The sequence below is a fragment of the Nitrobacter sp. Nb-311A genome, assembly GCF_000152905.1.
In the GTDB taxonomy this organism is placed as follows: Bacteria; Pseudomonadota; Alphaproteobacteria; order Rhizobiales; family Xanthobacteraceae; genus Nitrobacter.
On the sequence record NZ_CH672416.1, the window covers coordinates 267,134 to 286,212 of the forward strand.

Sequence of the window (19,079 nt, forward strand, 5' to 3'; positions counted from 1 at the left end):
CCATTTGTTAACCTAGTCGGAGAGGCAGAAGCTCAACTGGCGGTCGCAACGACCTTGTCACCGTCGATGGCAAGCGAGATGCTGACGCCGCAGGCGTCGGCCAGCAGACGGGTGTAATAGGGTTGCACCGCGTGAGCATCCACGACGCCGGACGAGCCGGTCGCCAGACGATCGGCGATGGGCTGCGGCACGCGGGCATTCTGCCCAGCGGCGGTGATCCGAAAACCCATGGCCTCACCTTCGCCGAGCGGATCGACCGTCAGCACGCCCCCTCGGGGTATCGTCTGCTGCGCAATCACCAGCAAGTTGAGCAAAAGCTTCACCCTGTTCTTCGGCAGCAGAAGACGCGGCAGATTCCAGGCGAGCGTGATCTTACCGTCCTCGAAATGGCCCCTCGCCATATTCTGCGCATCGCCCAGGTCGATCTGTGCGCCGACCGAACCCGCTGCCCCGAACGCGAGACGGCAAAACTGCAACCGCGCCGATGCGGTTTTGGCGCTCTTGCGGATCAAATCGAGGGCAAACTCACGATCGTCAGGCTTGGGGTTGTCGTCCAGCACCTCAAGTCCGTTGACGATTGCGCCGACAGGACTAATGAGATCGTGGCAGACGCGCGAACAGAGCAGTGCCGCGAGTTCGAGCGCGTCGGGAGCGGGACCGGGAGACGTTGTGCCAGACATAAAACCTGTTCCTGGGATCAGTTTCGGCAACTCCGCAGCATGCGGACACGGCGAATCAAACGATCTTCAGGGCTTGATACACGGCCTGAGCCTGTGCTGCCACCTTGAGGCAGCCGGCTCCGTCCTCGGGTGCAACGCAAGGATGCCTCGAACGTGCCGGTGATCGATGCTCACGCCGCCGCGGCGCTGATGGATGTCCTCACGGAACTGGTCGCGAAAGCCAGCGCCGCCATTCTCTCGGTCAATCGCGGCCAAATGACGATCGAGGGCAAGATCGACGGGTCTCCCGTCACGGAAGCGGATCTCGCCTCCGACCGTGTGATCGCCGAAGGACTGGCGCAGCTTTACCCTGATATTCCGATGCTGTCCGAGGAGCGCGTCCATCTCGCGACACCACCTTATTCCGGAAGCTTGTTCGTGATTGATCCGCTGGACGGCACCAAGGAATTCATCGCGCGTCGCGACGAATACACGGTGAACCTCGCAATCGTGACAGACGGGGTGCCGCTGCTCGGCATCATCGGCGCGCCTGCGCTCGGATCGATCTGGCGAGGTCTGGTCGGGCGCGGCGCCCAGCGCGTCGCGGTCTCGCCTGACGGCGGGAAATTCTGCGCCGCAGAACCGATTGCGACCCGACCGTTTCCTCCCTCCGGTTCTCAATGGATCGCCGCCGTCAGCCGTTCCCATGCCGATCACCGCTCGAACGCCTTCATCGCGAGCCGGCCCGGCGCGGTGCGCAAACCGATCGGCTCCGCCGTCAAGTTCTGCCGGATCGCGGAAGGCGGCGCCGACATCTACCCGCGACTCGCTCCGACCGGCGAATGGGACGTTGCGGCGGGTCACGCTCTTGTCACCGCCGCCGGCGGCAAGGTCACGGACGAGTTGGGCGCGCCGCTGCGTTTCGGCCAGACCCGTGAGGGCTTTCTGGTCCCGGAATTTATCGCCTGGGGCGACCCTTCTGCCGCGCCCCGAGGTTAGGCGAAGCCGGGCCAGCGCTACTGCGCGAGCGTTTCCTTCAGCACGGCCCAGCGGCGCGTCGCCTCGGGCAGATAGTGCGCCGGATTGGCTGCGAACGCCGCTCGGCTGTCCTCATGAGCGAATAGATAAAGCCGTTGGCCGAAAATCAGCCAGAGTCGCGCGGTTCCGGCGCAAGTCACGCCCCGCGCGATGTCCACCGGATCGTAGCCCCCGAAACGTGGACTATAAACATCGGGGTCGGCGATGAAAAAAGCGCGATTGTCGGGATTGCTGAAGCGCCAGATGGCGCCGCCCTGCGACACCTCGTAGTCGGGATCGCCCTGCACCGGCCGCGCGTCGGTAAAAAAAGCCACGGGATCAAACCCGCCGATCGCAAGCCCCGTGAACCGATCGACCACGATCCGTTCGGAGGTGGCGGCCCTGGCCGCTAAATCGATGCCGGAGATCGCGAATCCGCATCCCAACATGGCGATCAAGGCTATTCCGAGTCGCAAGCCATTCCTTTCCTGCCGCCGTGCCGTCATAGTTGGTGCCGATAACTTGCGAGTCGAGGGGACGATCGCCGCATCCTATGGACCTGCATCTCAGCATCGGGTTAAGGCCGCAGCGACAAGTTTTGCTTCTGGGGTGCTTTTCATGACTTTCATTTCGCGCCTTGCTGCGGTCGCGCTCGTTGCAATAACGTTCTGGATTGTACCGGCCTCAGCCCAGCAATCTGCGCCGTACCAGGCGCCGCCGGCGCAACGGAACGGTCCTGGCACCTATTCCTCGGATGAACTCCTCAAATCCGGCACCCGGTTCTTCGGCAACGTTTCGCGCGGCCTCGCATCGGTCATCGAGCGGGCGGTGAGCCAATGGGGATTGCCGAACGGCTACATCCTGGGCGAGGAAGGCTCGGGGGCCTTCGTGGCGGGCCTGCGCTACGGCGAAGGCACCCTCTACACAAAAAATGCCGGCGACCTGAAAGTCTATTGGCAGGGACCATCCGTCGGCTTCGACTGGGGCGGCGACGGCGCCCGCACCATGACGCTGGTCTACAACCTGCCTGCCACGAACGCGATCTATCAGCGTTTCGTCGGCATCGACGGTTCCGCCTATATTGTGGGCGGCTTCGGAATGACAGCGCTGACCGCAAACAACATCGTGCTGGTGCCGATCCGCTCTGGCCTCGGGCTCCGGCTTGGCGCCAATGTCGGCTATTTGAAGTATACGCCACAAGCGACCTGGAACCCGTTCTGACCTCCCGTAAGGTTTGTCCCCCCCCCGACGCGGATGAGCGCGATTGATGAAAGCTTCTACGCGTCGTCGGCAAAAGTGGATGCGGTTCTTACATCGGAGTCGGCGCAGGCAATGACCGAAAGCATTTTCTTAGGGCTATTCCGCTCAACTGGGAAAGGATTCGAGGCGTGATGCTGGCGTTTTGCCAGCCGCCCGTGGCATGGTAACCAGATCCGTACTGGCCTATCCGGGTTGTGGAGCGTTGCCCATGGTCGAGCCGATCATGTATCTGGCGATCGGTTTTCTGATTTCGATGCTGTGCGGACTGATGGTCATGCCGCTTGTGCATAACCGCGCCGTCCGTCTCACCATCAAACGCATGGAAGCCACTACCCCGATTTCGATGGTCGAAATCCAGGCCGACAAAGACCAGCTGCGCGCCGAGTTTGCGATGTCGGCGCGGCGGCTGGAAATGAGGGCCGACCAACTCAAAAGAAAGGTCGCCAGCCAGTCCGCGGAGCTCGGCAAGAAGGCCGACGCCATCAACCGTCTGAAGGTGGAGCTCGGCGAGAAGAACGCGAGGATCTTCAGTCTGGAGGGACGCGGGAAATCGGCGGGGGAGCGTTTGCAGTCCGCCGAACAGGAACTTGCCGCCAAGGCCGAAGTGTTGCGGAGCGTCGAGCAGACCCTCGCCGAGCGGCAGAACGAACTCGGGCGGCTTCGCCAGGAGTTGTCGGACCGCTCGTTGACTGCCGATGGCCGGCAAGCCGAACTGTTCGTGGTCCGCGCGCAGGTCGAGCGATTGGAAAGCCGCCTCAACGATGTCGAAAGCGAGCTTGCCGCCACGCATGTACTGCTCGAGCAACAGCGCGACGAAACGACAGTCGCTGCCCGGCAGCGTGACGAGGCACACAAACACGTTGAAAATTTGAGCCAGCGCATCGTCAAGATTGACGGCCAGCTCATCGACAAGACCAGGGACGTGGAAAGGCTCGGCGGGCGGGTCAGAGAACTCGAAGCCGAGCTCGCCGCGCAAACCACGGCGCTTGCCGAGCGCAATGCGAAGAACAGTGAGTTGCGGCGCGCCAAAACCGCCGCGGAACGCGCCAACAGTGAGTTGCGCGACGAGATTTCATCGCTGACCGGCGGCAAGTCTCCGCTGATCGATGGGCTGCGCAACGAAATGCTGGCGGCCGAACGGGCGCTGCGCGCAGCCCATGACGAGCGAGCCAAATTGCAGCGCGACATCAACGTGCTCCAGCGTCAGGCGGAATCCGGCACGGTCGAGCAGATGGAAAATGCGCTGCTGCGTGAGCATATCAATGACATTGCCGCCGAGGTCGCGAAGCTGGCCATGACCATCGAAGGACCGGATTCACCGATCGAAGCCATCCTGGCGGCAGCAGCTAAGGGTCCCGCCAAGGCCGCGAAAGCCGTCAACGGCTCGGCGGGCAATGGCGTGATCCCGGCCGGCACGCTTGCCGACCGCATTCGCGCGCTGCAATCTCGGCCCCCCCGCAGCGGGCGTCGGCCGGGCTAGAGTCCGTTTCAACTGCGTTGAACCAGACCCGTCGCTTATCTTTATTGTTTGGGCATGATCTTCTCCGAAAACCGGCTTCCCCTTTTTCGGGATCATGCTCCGGCCAACGCATCAACCAGTCAGGTTTTCCGCGCTATCCTCGTCCGCCACACTCGTGGCCGGCACCCATGTCTTGAGCCGCCGCGCCGGCTACCCGCACGCGTCGAGACACCAGGCCAGAATACCCTTCTGGGCGTGCAGGCGGTTTTCGGCCTCGTCGAACACCACCGACTGCGGTCCGTCGATCACCTCGTCGGTGACCTCCTCGCCGCGGTGCGCCGGCAGGCAATGCATGAACAGCGCCTCAGGCTTGGCAAGCCGCATCAGCTCCGCATTGACCTGATAGGGCCTGAGCAGATTGTGACGGTGCTCGCCGTCCTTGTCGCCCATCGACACCCAGGTGTCGGTGACGACGCAGTCAGCGCCGCGCACCGCCGCTTCGGGATCGGTACCAACCCTGATCGATGCCCCGCTCGATCTGATCCAGTCCTTCAGCAGCTTGTTCGGCGCAAGCTCGCGTGGGGTCGCGATGTTGAGATTGAAGCTGAAGCGCTCCGCCGCGTGCGCCCACGAGGCCAGCACGTTGTTGTCGTCACCGGTCCACGCCACGGTGCGTCCCTTGATCGGCCCGCGATGCTCCTCGAAAGTCAGTACGTCGGCCATCACCTGGCATGGATGCGAGCGTCGCGTCAGTCCGTTGATGACGGGCACGGTGGCGTGGGTCGCCAGCTCCGTCAGTGCATCGTGGCTGAGGATGCGGATCATGATGATATCGACGAAGCGCGACAGGACCCTCGCGGTATCCGCGATGGTCTCGCCACGCCCAAGCTGCATTTCGGCTCCCGTCAGCATGATCGCCTCGCCGCCAAGCTGGCGCATACCGACGTCGAACGACACGCGGGTGCGTGTCGAGGGCTTGTCAAAGATCATCGCCAGCGTCTTGCCTTCGAGCGGCTTGTCGGCGATGAGGCCCTGCTTGCGCCGCTGCTTCATCGCGACGCTGGCGTCGAGGATCGCGCGCAATTCTCCGGTTCCCATGTCGAGCAGGTCGAGAAAATGCCTCGGCGCCTTGCTCATTGCGCGGCTTCCTTCTTGGCGGATGCGCCGGACAGCCTGACGCAAGCCCGCTCCAGCCGCCGCACCGACTCGTCGATCTCGGCGTCGCCGATGATCAGCGGCGGCAGCAAACGCACGACATTTTCGCCGGCGCCAACGGTCAAGAGCTTTTCCTCACGAAGCGCCCCGACCAGATCGCCCGATGGGACCACGGCCTTGAGGCCGATCAGAAGCCCCTCGCCTCGCACCTCGCTGAGCACATCGGGGTATCGATCGACCACCGAGGCCAGCTTTTGTTTCAGCAGCAGCGACATCTTCCGGGTCCGCTCGAAAAAGCCAGGCTCAAGCATCACATCGAGCACGGCATGGGCCACCGCAACCGCCAGCGGATTGCCGCCGAAGGTCGACCCGTGCGAACCGGGAGTCATGCCCGACGCGGCTTCCGCGGTCGCAAGGCAGGCGCCGATCGGAAAACCACCGCCGAGCGCCTTCGCCAATGACATCACATCCGGCGCGACACCGATGCGCTTGTAGGCAAACAGATCGCCGGTGCGGCCCATGCCGGTCTGCACCTCGTCAAACACCAGCAGCAGTCCACGCTCGTCGCAAAGCTGACGCAGAGCCCGGAAGAACGCATGAGGCGGCTCCCGCACGCCGCCTTCGCCTTGCAACGGCTCGATCAGGATGCCGGCGGTCTCAGGACCGATCGCCTTCTTCACGGCTTCCATATCGTCGAGTGGCACTTGATCAAAGCCGTCCGCCGGCGGCCCGTATCCTTCGAGATATTTTTTCGAGCCGGTCGCGGCCAGCATCGCCAGCGTGCGGCCATGGAAGGCGCCTTCAAAGGTGATGATCCGATAGCGTTCCGGATGACCCCGATGGGCATGATAACGCCGCACGACCTTGATGGCGCACTCCACCGCCTCGGCGCCGGAATTGGCGAAGAAAACGAAATCGGCAAAGCTCTGGTCACAGAGCCGCGCCGCCAGACGCTCGCCGTCCGGCGACTTGAAAAGGTTCGAGACGTGCCAGAGCTTTGCCGCCTGCGCCTGAAGCGCGGCGATGAGATGCGGGTGGCAATGGCCCAGCGCATTCACCGCAACACCGCTGGTGAAATCGAGATAGCGTCCGCCGTCGGAGCCGAGCAGCCAGGCTCCCTCGCCGCTCTCGAATGAGAGATCGGCCCTTGCGAAAACGGGCAACAGATGAGACGCCGCGGCTGTAGTCATGACGGTTTGCCGATTGATGGTGGGAGCGGATCGGCCCGACTGCGCTGTGACGCGATCGATGAACTGTCAGCCCCGGAAACGAAATGTGCCGCCTTTCGAGGCGGCACGCGACAGCTATTCTAGGTGGGCGGCGATCACTGTCAATATTCCACTTGCGCCCCGGTGATGCGGGAAAGTCGCAGAATGCGCCCTTTCTCGCATTTTCTTGCAGAAGGTGTGGACGCCGCAAGGCCCGACTCTTGCGCGTGAGTCACGGCATATTGTAGCGTTAGGGCCGTCGAATACGACATCTCGTGCGGTGTTTTGATCCTCGATTGGTCCCTGTTCTCGGCGTAAGCGCCCGGGCGTTATCCCGCCCGGCGAGGGTTAAGGGATTCTGCCGACACGGGTTTTTAAGGGAGCGCTTCAGGTGCGCGGCCTTGCGGAGGCACGCCTTAAACAAGGGAACAATGTGCGATGACGGTGATAAACTGGACCGACGACCGCGTCGAACAACTGAAGAAGCTTTGGGAAGCGGGTCTCTCCGCAAGTCAGATCGCCGCCGAACTCGGCAACGTGACCCGGAACGCGGTAATCGGCAAGGTGCATCGGCTGGGGCTGTCGGGCCGCGCCAAGAGTCCTTCGTCAACGGTGCCTCGGCCCCGCAAGGCCCGGCCCGCCCAGCACATGATGCGGGTATCCCGCCCTGTTTCCCGAGGCAATACCGCGCTCGCGCAAGCCTTCGAGGTTGAGCTCGAACCAAACCCGATCGCCTACGACAATGTCGTGCCCATGAGCCAGCGCCTATCGCTGCTCGAACTCAGCGAGGCCACCTGCCATTGGCCGGTTGGCGACCCCTCGAGTCCGGAGTTCTTCTTTTGCGGCGGCAAGGCTCTCACCGGCCTGCCCTATTGCGCGCACCACTCGCGCATCGCCTATCAACCCGCCACCGACCGCCGCCGCCAATCACCAAAGGCGCGATAATCACAGCGTAAACTTCTAAATCCCGCCATAGAGCACTTTTCGAGCGAAGTGGATATCGGTTGCGTTAAGCGTCAGATCCAAATCATAGATCGACGTTTCCAATTTCTGTCAGGCGCATAAAGGTTATAGGTCAGATCAGAGTCGGCCGTTTCTGTTTTGCGACCTGCCGTAGACCTGCGGAAAGCCGCGGTTTGCACGTCTGGTGCAGCATCACCACGATTATCGGCGCTTTTCGGTTCTCCGCCTACTCGGTTGCATTCGCGAACTGCTCGTCCAACGCGTAGCCGGCGCCACGCACCGTGCGGATCGGATCCGCCTCACCGTCAGGATTGAGCAGCTTGCGCAATCGTCCGATGTGAACGTCCACGGTGCGCTCGTCGATATAGACGTCACGGCCCCACACGCTGTTGAGCAACTGCTCGCGGCTGAACACCCGGCCGGGGTGCTCGAGGAAAAACTCCAACAGCCGATACTCCGTCGGGCCAAGATCGATCGGACGGCCGGAACGCGCGACGCGGTGCCTGTCGCGGTCGAGTTCTATGTCGCCAAAGGTCAGGATCGACGCCAGCCGCGCCGGGCTCGCGCGCCGCAGCAGGCTTTTCACCCTTGCCAGGAGTTCCGGCACCGAGAACGGCTTGACCACATAGTCGTCGGCGCCGGTCGCAAGCCCTCGCACCCGCTCGCTTTCCTCGCCGCGAGCGGTGAGCATGATGATCGGAAGTTCCTTGGTTTCGGGACGCGCCCGCAGCCGGCGGCACAGCTCGATGCCGGACAGGCCCGGCAGCATCCAGTCCAGGATCAAAAGATCGGGGATGCGCTCTTTAAGGCCCGTGTCCGCCTCATCGCCCCGCGCTACCGTTTCGACCTCATAGCCTGCCGCTTCAAGATTATAACGCAGCAGCGTCGTCAACGCTTCCTCGTCTTCAACTACCAGAATGCGTGCACCCATCGTGTCTCGCCTGATCCCATTTCAGTTTCGCGGAGTCGCCGACGCGAAATCGGTCATGTCCCCCTTGGGACGCTTTTCGAGAATCTGCTGCCCCTCGATCATGTAGAATACCGTCTCGGCGATATTGGTGGCATGGTCCCCGATCCGCTCGATATTCTTGGCGCAGAACATCAGGTGGATACAGAACCCGATATTGCGCGGATCTTCCATCATGTAAGTGAGAAGTTCGCGGAACAAAGACGTGCAGATAGCGTCCACTTCCTCGTCCCCCTTCCAGACCGCCATCGCCGATGGCAGATCGTGTGCCGCATAAGCGTCGAGCACCGACTTGACCTGCGACCGCACAAGGTCGGTCATGTGCTCGAGGCCGCGGATCAGTTTCAGCGGATGGAAATCGCTGTCGATCGCAACCACGCGCTTGCCTATGTTCTTGGCGAGATCGCCGATACGCTCCAGATCGATGGCAACCCGCATGGCGCCGACAATCTCGCGTAAATCCACCGCCATTGGTTGCCGGCGCGCGATGGTAAGCACGGCGCGTTCCTCGATCATGCGCTGCAGCTGGTCGATTTCGGCATCGGCGGCGACGACGCGATCTCCCAATACGGCGTCGCGGCGGATCAGCGCGTCCAGCGACTCCACGATCTGCCGTTCCGCCAGTCCGCCCATTTCGGAAACCAGCCGCGTCAACTCCTGGAGGTCGTCGTCGAAAGCCTTTGCGGTGTGTTCAAACGCCATATCAAATTCTCCCCGCGCTTCTGCGCAGCCTCAGCCGAAACGGCCGGTGATGTAATCCTGGGTGCGGCGATCTGACGGCGATGTGAACAGTTTGTTTGTTGGACCGAACTCGATCATCTCGCCGAGATACATGAACGAGGTGTAATCCGATACGCGCGCCGCCTGCTGCATGTTGTGGGTGACGATCGCGATCGTGTAATGCGTTTTCAGTTCGGCGATCAGTTCTTCGACCTTGGCCGTGGAGATCGGATCGAGCGCCGAGCATGGCTCATCGAACAGGATCACTTCCGGCCGCACCGCAACCGTCCGCGCGATGCACAGGCGTTGTTGCTGACCGCCGGAGAGACTGAGCCCGCTCGCATTGAGCTTATCCTTGACCTCATTCCACAAGGCGCCGTCCCGCAGCGCCTTCTCTACCCGACCGTCCATTTCCGATTTCGAAAGCTTCTCGTACAAGCGAATGCCGAACGCGATGTTTTCATAGATCGTCATCGGGAACGGCGTCGGCTTCTGAAACACCATGCCGACCCGCGCGCGCAGAAGATTGAGATCGAGCTTGGGGTCCAGGATGTTGGCGTTGTCCAGTAACACCCGCCCTTCGACGCGCTGGCCGGGGTAGAGGTCGTACATGCGGTTGAAGATACGAAGCAGGGTCGACTTTCCGCAACCCGAGGGGCCGATGAAGGCCGTCACGCGATTGGTCGCGATCGACAGGTTGATATTCTTCAGCGCATGATGCTGGCCATAATAGAAGTTGAGATTACAGGCAGCGACCTTCGCCGGAACGTCCGGATCGATCACTGCAAGAGCCGGACCCGAGGCGCCGGCGGCAACGACGGTCATTTTGCAGTCCTTTCAGAGCCGAGCAATCTCGCGCCGATGTTCAGCGCCAGTACGGCCAAGGTGATCAGCAGCGCGGCGCTCCACGCCAGTTGTTTCCAGTAGGCGTAAGGGCTCTGCACGAAGTTGTTGATGGTGACGGGAAGGTTTGCGACCGGGTTGGTCAGATCCAGGCTGAAGAACTGGTTGCTCAGTGCGGTGAACAGCAACGGCGCGGTCTCGCCGGCAACGCGCGCGGTGGCGAGCAGCACCCCGGTGATCAAGCCGGCGCGCGCTGCGCGATAGGCAATGCGCTTGATGACGAGCGAGCGCGGCAAGCCGAGCGCGGAAGCCGCCTCGCGTAGCGAGTTCGGTACCAGGTTCAGCATGTCCTCGGTCGTGCGCACCACGACCGGAATGACGATCACCGCGAGCGCAAGCGAGCCTGCGAGCGCCGAGAAGCCTCCCATCGGCACCACGATCGCGCCGTATATGAACAGGCCGATGATGATTGAAGGCGCACTGAGAAGAATGTCGTTGATGAAGCGAATGACGGGCGCGAGGCGATCGTGCTTGCCATATTCGGCAAGATAGGTGCCCGCAAACATCCCGATCGGCGCGCCCACCCCCACACCGATCACGGTCATGATGATGGAGCCAATGAGGGCGTTCAGGAGACCGCCTTCGGATGCGCCGGGCGGCGGCGTGTTCTGGGTGAAAAGCTGCCAGCTCATCCCGGCGAGACCGTTATAGAACAGCGTGAACAGAATGAGGCCGAGCCAGGACACGCCGAATGCCGCGGCAACAAAGCAGAGGGTGCGGACGACAAAGTCTCGACGGCGGCGGGACGCATAGATGGGATTCATGACTTTACCTGAACAGGCATAATCGTGGGACAAACGAATTCGCGTGCAGGGAAAGCCAGGCTTCTGTCCTTCGGCATCATGCCTATTTCCCTGCCTTCTTTTCCAACCGCAACAGCATCAGCCGCGCCGCCGCGAGCACAAAGAACGTCAGAACGAACAACAGCAGACCGAGCAGCATCAGGCTCGACTGATGTAGTCCGTCGCTCTCCGCGAACTCGCTGGCGATTGCCGCGGAAATCGTCGTGCCGGGCGCGAAGATCGATGGCGAGATGCGGAACGAGTTGCCGATAATGAATGTCACCGCCATCGTTTCGCCAAGCGCGCGGCCGAGCGCCAGCATGGCGCCGCCGATCACGCCAACGCGCGTATAGGGCAACACGACGTGGCGGACGACTTCCCAGGTGGTGCAGCCGACGCCATAGGCCGCCTCCTTCAGGACGGGCGGCACGGTTGCGAACACGTCACGCGAAATCGCGGTGATGAAAGGCAGCACCATGATCGCAAGGATCAGCGAGGCGTTGAACAGGCTCAAATACGATGGCGGACCGCCGAAGATCGAGCCGAGGATCGGCACGCCTTCAAACAGGTCGATGAAGAAGGGTTGCACCGTATTGGCGAGGATCGGACCGAGGATAAAGAAGCCCCACATGCCGTAGATGATCGAGGGAATGCCCGCGAGCAGCTCGATCGCCATCCCAATCGGCGGACGCGCCCATAGCGGGCACAACTCGGTGAGGAAAATGGCGATTCCGATTCCGGCCGGGATAGCGATCATCATAGCGATGACCGAGGTCAGGATGGTGCCGTACACCGGGCTCAGCGCGCCCAGCACCGGTGGCTCGGCGGATGGCGCCCAGCGCTGCGTCGTCAGGAAGGAGCTTCCGAACTCCACGATCGCAGGCCACGAGCCCACGACCAGCGAAATGATGATTCCACCGAGCAACGTCAGAACGAGCATCGCGCTGATGCGCGTGGTCCAGTAGAACGCGCGATCCCCGAGCTTGAATGCATTCAGAGCGCGGGTTCGATCACAGCTGCCCGCGGACTCCATCGCGCTGCTATGAACGGCTATGTCCGTCACGCCCACTCCTTTGTCTTGTGTTTCACAGAACACCATATTCGGGATTGCGGAGACAGTTTCGTAGCCGTCCAAAAGCGAATGGAGAGGCACCCTGGCGCTCCTCCTCGGCCCAAGGTCAGCTTTTGATATCGGAGGTCCAGGTTTTCTTGATCTGCTCCACGACCGAATCCGGCATCGGAATGTAGTCGAGCTCCTCGGCCATCCCGCCGCCCTTCTCGAACGCCCATTTGAAGAACTTGATAGCTTCAGCGGAGGCCGCCTTGTCGGCCGGCTCATTGTGCATCAGGATGAACGTCGCGGCAGTGATCGGCCACGAAGCCTCGCCCGGCTGATCCGTCAGGATCACGTAGTAGCCCGGCGAGTGAGCCCAATCGGCGCTGGCGGCCGCGGCCTGGAAGGAGGCAACGGTGGGCTGCACCGCCTTGCCGGCCTTGTTGACGAGCGCGGCGTAGGTCAGCTTGTTCTGCTTGGCATAGGCGTATTCGACATAGCCGATCGAGTTCCTGGTCTGGCCGACATTGCCGGAAACCCCTTCATTGCCTTTGGCGCCGACGCCGGCCGGCCACTCAACCGCGGTACCCTCGCCAATCTTGGACTTCCACTCGGCATTCACCTTGGACAGATAGTTGGTGAAGTTGAACGAGGTGCCTGACCCGTCCGAACGGTGCACCACCGCGATCGGAGCCGAAGGCAGCTTGATGCCCGGATTGAGTTTCACGATCATGGGATCGTCCCATTTCGTGACCTTGCCGAGGTAGATATCACCGAGCAGTTCACCCGAAAGAACCAGCTCGCCAGGCTTCACACCCTCGACGTTCACGACCGGTACGATCGCCCCCATCACCATCGGCCACTGCACGAGACCGTCTTTCTCGAGCTTGTCGGCCTTCAGCGGCGCATCGGTCGCGCCGAATGTCACCGTCTTGGCGAGAATCTGTTTGATGCCGGCGCCCGAACCGATCGACTGATAGTTCAGACTTTTGCCGGTCTCTTTCTTGTAGGCATCAGCCCATTTCGAATAGACCGGAAACGGGAAGGTCGCCCCCGCGCCGGTAACGTCGGCCGCCTTCGCCGAAATCGAAAGGGCGGCCGTGGAAACGATGGCGAGGCCGGCGGCAACGATGGCCTTGAAGACATTCATGCGGGATCTCCCTCGGATTGAGCGGAGCGCAGATGCGCTCATGGCCTCTTCTAGGTCCCGACCGATGCCGCTTTTACGACGGTTTGACGACAGCGGCATGACTACGCTAAGTAAATGAAATTATTAAACTTCATGCTTCCGGCGCGGCCTGCGCCGGTGGAAAACCCGCAGTGAAACTCGCGCCATGGCCGGGCACGCTCTCGATCAGGAGGCGACCGCGATGACGGTTGAGAATATGCTTTACCAACGACAGGCCAAGGCCCGTGCCGCCCTGGGCCCGGCTATCGCCGACGTCGACCCGATAGAAGCGTTCAGTAAGGCGCGGCAAATGCTCAGGTGCGATGCCGGGTCCGAAGTCCCGCACCACCACCCGGAATTCCGGCCCGCCCTCCGGCGAGACGTCGAGCATCGACGACACCCTCACCTTGCCGCCGGACGCGCCGTATTTCAGCGCATTCTCGATCAGGTTCTCGAATAAGCGCAGAAGCTCCTCACGATCGCCGCAGATCGCCACCGACGTCTCGGAAAGCGCGACCTCGATCTCGACCTGACGCTCCGCCGCGAGCGGCTCAAGTCCGTCGACGACCTCGCGGACGATCGGAACAAGATCGACGATCGTCTCCGGCCGCACATGGGCCGAAAGCTCGACCCGCGACAGCGACAAGAGGTCGTCGATCAGCCGCGCCATCCGCGCCGCCTGCGCATGCATGATGCCGAGAAAACGTTCGCGCGCCCGGGCGTCCTCGCGCGCCGGGCCCTGGAGCGTGTCGATGAACCCAGACAGCGCCGCGAGAGGCGTGCGCAACTCATGGCTCGCATTGGCGACGAAATCCGCGCGCATTTCCTCGACCCGTCGCAACGGCGTCTGATCGTGAAATGTCAAAAGCATGCAATAGTCGACGCCGCCGAATGCAGTCGGCACCGGAATCGGCGTGATGATCAATTCCATCCACCGATCGACCGGAACAGGATTGAGATAGGTCGTCCGCCGCGCTTCCCGGGTCGCGATCGCCTCACGCAACGCCGTGACGATCTCGGGCGCTCGGAGCGCGAACTGCGCGAGCTCGTTCCGGCGCAGCGCCGGCACGAGCTGCGCCGCCGCGGCATTGAGGTGGATGACGCGGCCAGCCCTATCAAGCAGCACGTTGGGATCCGGCATACCGGCAACGATGGCTCGCGCCACCGCTGTCTCTACCGGATTGGCTCCGAGATCGGTTTCGCGCGACCCGTCGGAATCATGAACCTGCCAGGGCACCAGCGCCGCGCCAGTGATGCAGACAAAGGCGGCGATGGCACCCAAAGGCTGCAAGCCGCCGAACACAACCAGCGCGATCAACGCAAGCCCGGCAACGAGCAGGACGAGCGCGGAGCGGCGCAACCGGTCCGGCCAGGATGCGGGCCTCGCGGCAAATCCTGGGGCGCGGGAGGCGTTTCCCTCCGCAGCCGCTTGAATGTTGTCAGGCGCCAGAATCGCCATGCTCTCCAAGATAGGGCAGTTTACTGTCAGGCCCAGCGTTCAGTCCGGTCGGCGCGTTGCCCACGCGTCTCATTCGCGCGCTGACGAAAATTTCCCTGAGTGTCAGCAAGATGATGGAAATCGCGAAGGGTGCAATATAATAGAACAGCCGGAACAACAGCATCCCGGCCAGAAGGTCCTTCTTCTCCATCTGCCAGAGGCCGATCAGCATGGCGGCGTCGAACACGCCGAGTCCCCCCGGCGAATGACTCGCAAAACCAAGCAACGTCGCCGACACGAAAATCACTGCGACAACGACAAAGCCGACATTGGGCTGGTGGGGAAGCAGCACGTACATCGCGAGCGCGCAAAATCCCAGATCGACAATTCCGATAAAAATTTGCAGCAGCGTTAGCGGACCGCCCGGCAGAACCACGGTCCATGACCCGCTGCCGACGCGACGCGGCCGGATCCAGACCCAGATCACGTACCCGATCAGTGCGAGAATGATCGCGATTGCGATCAGCCGATTGAGCAATGGCGGAAGCTGATCGATGCTCGTTGCCGCCTCGGGGTGGTAGGCAATGCCCAATCCGAGCACGGCGGCATTGCCGAGCCAGAAGGTAAGGCCGGCCAGAAAACAGATTTTCGCGACATCGACCGCATTCAGTCCCCAGGCGGAATAGATACGATAGCGCACAGCCCCGCCAGTGAACACGCTGGCGCCGACATTGTGACCGACCGAATAGCTGGTGAAGGCCGCGAACGCCGTGATGCGGTACGGCACATGAGTGACCCCGATGGTCCGCACCGCAAACAGGTCGTAGAATGTCAGTGTGAAATAGCCCGCGGCAACGAACAGACCCGCCAACGCGATCGAGCGCCACTCGGTCCGCTTGATGGCTTCCATTACCTCCTCGGCATCGATGTCCCGGAGAATATGGAAGAGCACGTAGAACGCGGCCGCGATGACAGTGACGCTGATCGCCACACCAAGCTTGTGCAGGATTCGTTTCCGGCGCAGAATCGAGATCGCTCTGCGTATTAATCCGAGCATCGAGAACCTCGAAATGCGGTCCACGGCAAGTCGTACCTTTCCGCATCCATTCACGTGGACAGGGTCGTAGCGTGTTTTGGTTCCTGGTGGAATTCAGCCGGCGTCAATAGGTCCCTTTATTCCAACACATCAGATGTCCCGCCAGCATGTTCCGTCGGTCCGCCGGACGCCGCCTGGCGCGAGACCACCCCGTCACGTAACCACGATCCGACCGCGCAACCTACAAGATAAACCCCGAACATCACCAGTCCAAGGTCGAGCCAGTAACCGAACCGGCCAGGAACAACGTGCATGAGCGCCACCACAACCAGCGCCAAGACCAGGACCGACAGCCACCGCGCAGCTGATTTCGAAACTTCCCGTCCGCGATGCACCACCGCAATCCACCCCATCGCAAGGCCGAGAAGTAACGATGCAACGAGCCAACCCCAGTGAAATCCTGCCAGGTAGACCATATCTCTATTGCCTCACGATGAAGTCAATGCGTCGATTCTTTGCTTTGCCTTCGTCGGTGTCATTGGTGGCGATTGGCTGTGCGCTGCCGTAGCCGATCGGTCTGAACCGATTGGCAGGCAATCCAGCTTTCACCATAAAATCCACAACCGCCTGCGCGCGTCGCTCGGACAGCGCCTGGTTAAATGAAGCGTCGCCGTCCCCGTCGGTGTGTCCCACGATCTCGATCGTCGCCGTCGGACAACGCAGCGCGGTTTCAGTCAATTGATCCAGAAGGCCGATCGAATCGGGGTCCAACGTCGCCTTGCCGGTTTCAAACTGGACGGTGCGCTTTTCCAGCAGATCGCTCAACAATTGCTGACAAACCGTCGGATCGACAGGGCCGGCCGACGGCTTGACCGAAACCTCCAGTTTCGCCTCCCAGCCGCGAGGCAGGTCGCCTGGCAAACCAGCGCGGATCTGTCTTCCGGCTGGGTCATATAGCGCGTCACCGGAGAGATCGACGCTCCGATCAGAGACGACGAGTCTCCCTGTCGACAAACGCGACAAAGATCGCAGCGCCCGCGTGACGACGGCATCGAAGCCTGACGGCGCACCAAGACTTGCCTTGAGTTTATCAATGATCTTCTCGCCGAACTTGCGGCCAGCGGATGCGACGATCGCGGCATGAATCGCGTTGTCCGGCACATACCCGGTCAATATCAGCGTTCCGGCGACCGGATCCTTATTGGCCTCGAAGACATATGGCGGAGCGTGAATATCGTTATCCACCGAGTATCCATCGGGCAAATTCTTCAGCGCCGCGGCAATTGCCTCGCGCCCGCCCAGTTCACGCGCCATGCCCGTCAGACTCACCGCTAAATCCGAAATCGTTGCCTTGCCGGTTTTCAGCTTGCCCGTCTCACCGATCAGTAATGTCGCTGCGGCTTCAAACCGCGGCGGCGCCCCGCGCTTCAAATCCATGCGATCAGCGATGTCGATACCGGTGAACGTCGCACGCGCGGCATCCAGCAGCTTGTTCCTGACCACCGGCAACGGCGCGTTTCCACCGAGCGTCACTCTGCCGACCTCCCGTTCGATGGTCCACACAAACGGTTTGGCTTCGGCGACGAGCGCAGTGCGATCGTTGACCCGTCGCACACCCGGGACTGTCTCCACCAAGGCCACCGCGTTGCTGCGTTCCTGCTCCGAAAATGCCTCGGCGGAGAACGTAATGTCGCGTCCCGCGGCGCTGATCGTGGTCTTATCGAGAACGCTATCCTTGAGTACAGCGGTAGCCTGCGCGCTCAGATCGGCTTCCAGCGGACCCATGGTCGTCCACGCGGCGAGCCCCCAAAGAACGGTGAGCGGGATGACACCTGGCCACCACTTGCCGCTCCATCTGAAAAATCCGCGCATTCAATTTCCTGTCGCGCAAAATCTGCCGGCTGGCCGATGGATCGGATTATGCAATCCGCTCCAGCTTCGACGCGCGCCCCGGGTAAAACCGGCCGCGATTCGGTCGGCCACGCGTGATGAAATGAAGAGAAAACAAACCCTTGCCGGGCTGTCAAACCGAAATGAAATGGAAGCTTCATCCCCGGAGGGACAGAAGGATAACCGTTTCTTCAACCGTTTCCGATTAAGATTTGGTCAAAGAAGGGACTAGCCGATCACTTCAAATGAAGCAGCTCCGCAACACAGTCATTGGGGCCGGATTGGACGTCCTGTATTTTAGCGGCGCTCATCACCTGCTGCGGCCAATCTTCTCAGGCGTCGGAACGATCTTCATGCTGCACCATGTGCGGCCGCACCGAAACGTCTCGTTCCAACCCAATCATCACCTAGAAGTGACCCCGGAATTTCTGCGCACGGTCCTGGCTCATGTCCGATCGCGCGGGATCGACATCGTTACGGCGAACGAGATGCACCGCCGGTTGACCCAACGTGATTTCTCGCGACGGTTTGCTTGCTTCACCTTCGATGATGGCTATCGCGATAACCGCGACTTCGCGCTGCCCGCAATGCGCGAATATGACGCGCCGTTCACCGTCTACGTCGCAAATGATTTCGCAAACGGAAACGGTCGCCTCTGGTGGGTAGCGCTCGAACGGATCATTGCTTCCACCGAGCAAATCGACAGTAAGATCGATGACACCACCTTACGTCTCGAGACCCGCACGGTCGAACAAAAGCAGAGAGCGTTCTCTCGAATTCACGACCTGCTGCGCGGGCTGCCGGACGACCGCGATATCGCGCGCGAACTGGACGGGTTGTGTGCCCGCTACCACATCGATCAATCCGTCATCAGCCCGGAACTGTGTCTATCCTGGGAGGAATTGAAGTCGTTTGCCGCCGATCCGCTGGTCACGATCGGCGCCCATACCGTCAGTCACTGCAACCTCGCAAAACGAAGCGAGGAACAAGCCCTTCAGGAGATCACCTTCAGCCGGACACGGATCGAAGCCATCTTGCAGCGTCCGATCGTCCATCTCGCCTACCCCTACGGCGACCGTACCGCCGCGGGACCTCGCGAGTTCGCCATGACCAAGGCGGCCGGTTTCCATACCGCGGTCACAACGCGACCGGGTATGATCTTTTCTGAAAATGCCGAGCACCCTACGGCGTTGCCGCGAATTTCCCTCAACGGAAACTATCAGACTGCCCGCGTCCTTCCGGTGCTGACGTCGGGCGCGGCCACCGCCATGTGGAATGGCTTCCGTCGCGTCGATGTCACTTGAGCCTTGAGAAGGTTGCGTTCAAGCATCCTTCCTCCAAGTGAAAATCCCCTCGTCGCAATACCATCGCGGTGCATTTTTCATTCTGCCCGGCAGAAG

19 protein-coding genes are annotated in these 19,079 nt (G+C 61.5%); 5 read left to right on the top strand and 14 right to left on the bottom strand.

The features are described 5' to 3' along the window. Positions 1 to 32 precede the first annotated feature (32 nt). Positions 33 to 680: a histidine phosphotransferase ChpT gene (gene chpT / locus NB311A_RS10305; protein ID WP_009798475.1), complete on the bottom strand. Its 648-nt coding sequence runs from the start codon at positions 678 to 680 to the stop codon at positions 33 to 35. A 189-nt stretch (positions 681 to 869) separates the two neighbouring features. Here chpT and NB311A_RS10310 point away from each other — a divergent pair, with 189 nt between their 5' ends. Continuing rightward, a complete protein-coding gene (locus NB311A_RS10310; RefSeq protein WP_050752103.1) occupies positions 870 to 1,658 on the top strand; it encodes a 3'(2'),5'-bisphosphate nucleotidase CysQ in 789 nt (262 codons plus the stop codon). Between the two features lie 17 nt (positions 1,659 to 1,675). Here NB311A_RS10310 and NB311A_RS10315 read toward each other — a convergent pair whose 3' ends face one another. Then, positions 1,676 to 2,182, bottom strand: a complete 507-nt coding sequence (locus NB311A_RS10315; RefSeq protein WP_009798477.1) for a YHS domain-containing (seleno)protein — start codon at positions 2,180 to 2,182, stop codon at positions 1,676 to 1,678. A 112-nt stretch (positions 2,183 to 2,294) separates the two neighbouring features. Here NB311A_RS10315 and NB311A_RS10320 point away from each other — a divergent pair, with 112 nt between their 5' ends. After that, entirely contained in the window at positions 2,295 to 2,897 is a 603-nt protein-coding gene (locus NB311A_RS10320) for a DUF1134 domain-containing protein (protein WP_009798478.1), read from the top strand. A 247-nt stretch (positions 2,898 to 3,144) separates the two neighbouring features. After that, entirely contained in the window at positions 3,145 to 4,416 is a 1,272-nt protein-coding gene (locus tag NB311A_RS10325) for a hypothetical protein (RefSeq protein ID WP_009798480.1), read from the top strand. Positions 4,417 to 4,605: 189 nt separating this feature from the next. Here NB311A_RS10325 and argF read toward each other — a convergent pair whose 3' ends face one another. Together argF and NB311A_RS10335 are read right to left on the bottom strand one after the other, a co-directional pair. Beyond that, on the bottom strand, positions 4,606 to 5,532 hold the full coding sequence (gene argF, locus NB311A_RS10330) for an ornithine carbamoyltransferase (protein ID WP_009798481.1): 927 nt from the start codon (positions 5,530 to 5,532) through the stop codon (positions 4,606 to 4,608). Then, on the bottom strand, positions 5,529 to 6,740 hold the full coding sequence (locus NB311A_RS10335) for an aspartate aminotransferase family protein (protein WP_009798482.1): 1,212 nt from the start codon (positions 6,738 to 6,740) through the stop codon (positions 5,529 to 5,531). The genes argF and NB311A_RS10335 overlap by 4 nt, the downstream gene beginning before the upstream one ends. 456 nt (positions 6,741 to 7,196) lie before the next feature. Between NB311A_RS10335 and NB311A_RS10340 the strand changes: the two genes are divergently transcribed. After that, positions 7,197 to 7,703: a GcrA family cell cycle regulator gene (locus NB311A_RS10340; protein ID WP_009798483.1), complete on the top strand. Its 507-nt coding sequence runs from the start codon at positions 7,197 to 7,199 to the stop codon at positions 7,701 to 7,703. 244 nt (positions 7,704 to 7,947) lie between these two features. Here NB311A_RS10340 and phoB read toward each other — a convergent pair whose 3' ends face one another. The 10 genes from phoB to NB311A_RS10390 all read right to left on the bottom strand — a co-directional run bounded on the left by phoB (position 7,948) and on the right by NB311A_RS10390 (position 17,661). Then, on the bottom strand, positions 7,948 to 8,652 hold the full coding sequence (gene phoB / locus NB311A_RS10345; RefSeq protein WP_009798484.1) for a phosphate regulon transcriptional regulator PhoB: 705 nt from the start codon (positions 8,650 to 8,652) through the stop codon (positions 7,948 to 7,950). Between the two features lie 21 nt (positions 8,653 to 8,673). After that, positions 8,674 to 9,390 carry a phosphate signaling complex protein PhoU gene (gene phoU, locus NB311A_RS10350; RefSeq protein ID WP_009798485.1) on the bottom strand — a complete coding sequence of 239 codons (717 nt, stop codon included), beginning with the start codon at positions 9,388 to 9,390 and terminating at the stop codon, positions 8,674 to 8,676. 30 nt (positions 9,391 to 9,420) lie between these two features. Further along, the gene (gene pstB / locus NB311A_RS10355) at positions 9,421 to 10,233 is read right to left on the bottom strand and encodes a phosphate ABC transporter ATP-binding protein PstB (protein ID WP_009798486.1); all 813 of its coding nucleotides are present in this window, start codon (positions 10,231 to 10,233) and stop codon (positions 9,421 to 9,423) included. After that, positions 10,230 to 11,075 (bottom strand): phosphate ABC transporter permease PstA, encoded by an 846-nt coding sequence (pstA, locus tag NB311A_RS10360; protein ID WP_009798487.1) that lies wholly within the window; start codon positions 11,073 to 11,075, stop codon positions 10,230 to 10,232. The genes pstB and pstA overlap by 4 nt, the downstream gene beginning before the upstream one ends. An 82-nt stretch (positions 11,076 to 11,157) precedes the next feature. Continuing rightward, positions 11,158 to 12,126, bottom strand: a complete 969-nt coding sequence (pstC, locus tag NB311A_RS10365) for a phosphate ABC transporter permease subunit PstC (protein ID WP_371256506.1) — start codon at positions 12,124 to 12,126, stop codon at positions 11,158 to 11,160. 145 nt (positions 12,127 to 12,271) lie between these two features. Further along, entirely contained in the window at positions 12,272 to 13,297 is a 1,026-nt protein-coding gene (gene pstS / locus NB311A_RS10370) for a phosphate ABC transporter substrate-binding protein PstS (protein ID WP_009798489.1), read from the bottom strand. A gap of 130 nt (positions 13,298 to 13,427) precedes the next feature. After that, the gene (locus NB311A_RS10375; protein ID WP_009798490.1) at positions 13,428 to 14,774 is read right to left on the bottom strand and encodes an ATP-binding protein; all 1,347 of its coding nucleotides are present in this window, start codon (positions 14,772 to 14,774) and stop codon (positions 13,428 to 13,430) included. Continuing rightward, entirely contained in the window at positions 14,755 to 15,810 is a 1,056-nt protein-coding gene (locus NB311A_RS10380) for a lysylphosphatidylglycerol synthase domain-containing protein (RefSeq protein ID WP_009798491.1), read from the bottom strand. Before NB311A_RS10380 ends, NB311A_RS10375 begins: the two co-directional genes overlap by 20 nt. Before the next feature lie 116 nt (positions 15,811 to 15,926). Next, on the bottom strand, positions 15,927 to 16,265 hold the full coding sequence (locus NB311A_RS10385) for a hypothetical protein (RefSeq protein WP_009798492.1): 339 nt from the start codon (positions 16,263 to 16,265) through the stop codon (positions 15,927 to 15,929). A 4-nt stretch (positions 16,266 to 16,269) separates the two neighbouring features. Beyond that, positions 16,270 to 17,661, bottom strand: a complete 1,392-nt coding sequence (locus NB311A_RS10390) for an OmpA family protein (RefSeq protein ID WP_009798493.1) — start codon at positions 17,659 to 17,661, stop codon at positions 16,270 to 16,272. A 263-nt stretch (positions 17,662 to 17,924) separates the two neighbouring features. Between NB311A_RS10390 and NB311A_RS10395 the strand changes: the two genes are divergently transcribed. Beyond that, positions 17,925 to 18,983, top strand: coding sequence for a polysaccharide deacetylase family protein (locus tag NB311A_RS10395; protein WP_009798494.1), 1,059 nt, complete (start codon positions 17,925 to 17,927; stop codon positions 18,981 to 18,983). The last annotated feature ends 96 nt before the right edge of the window (positions 18,984 to 19,079 follow it).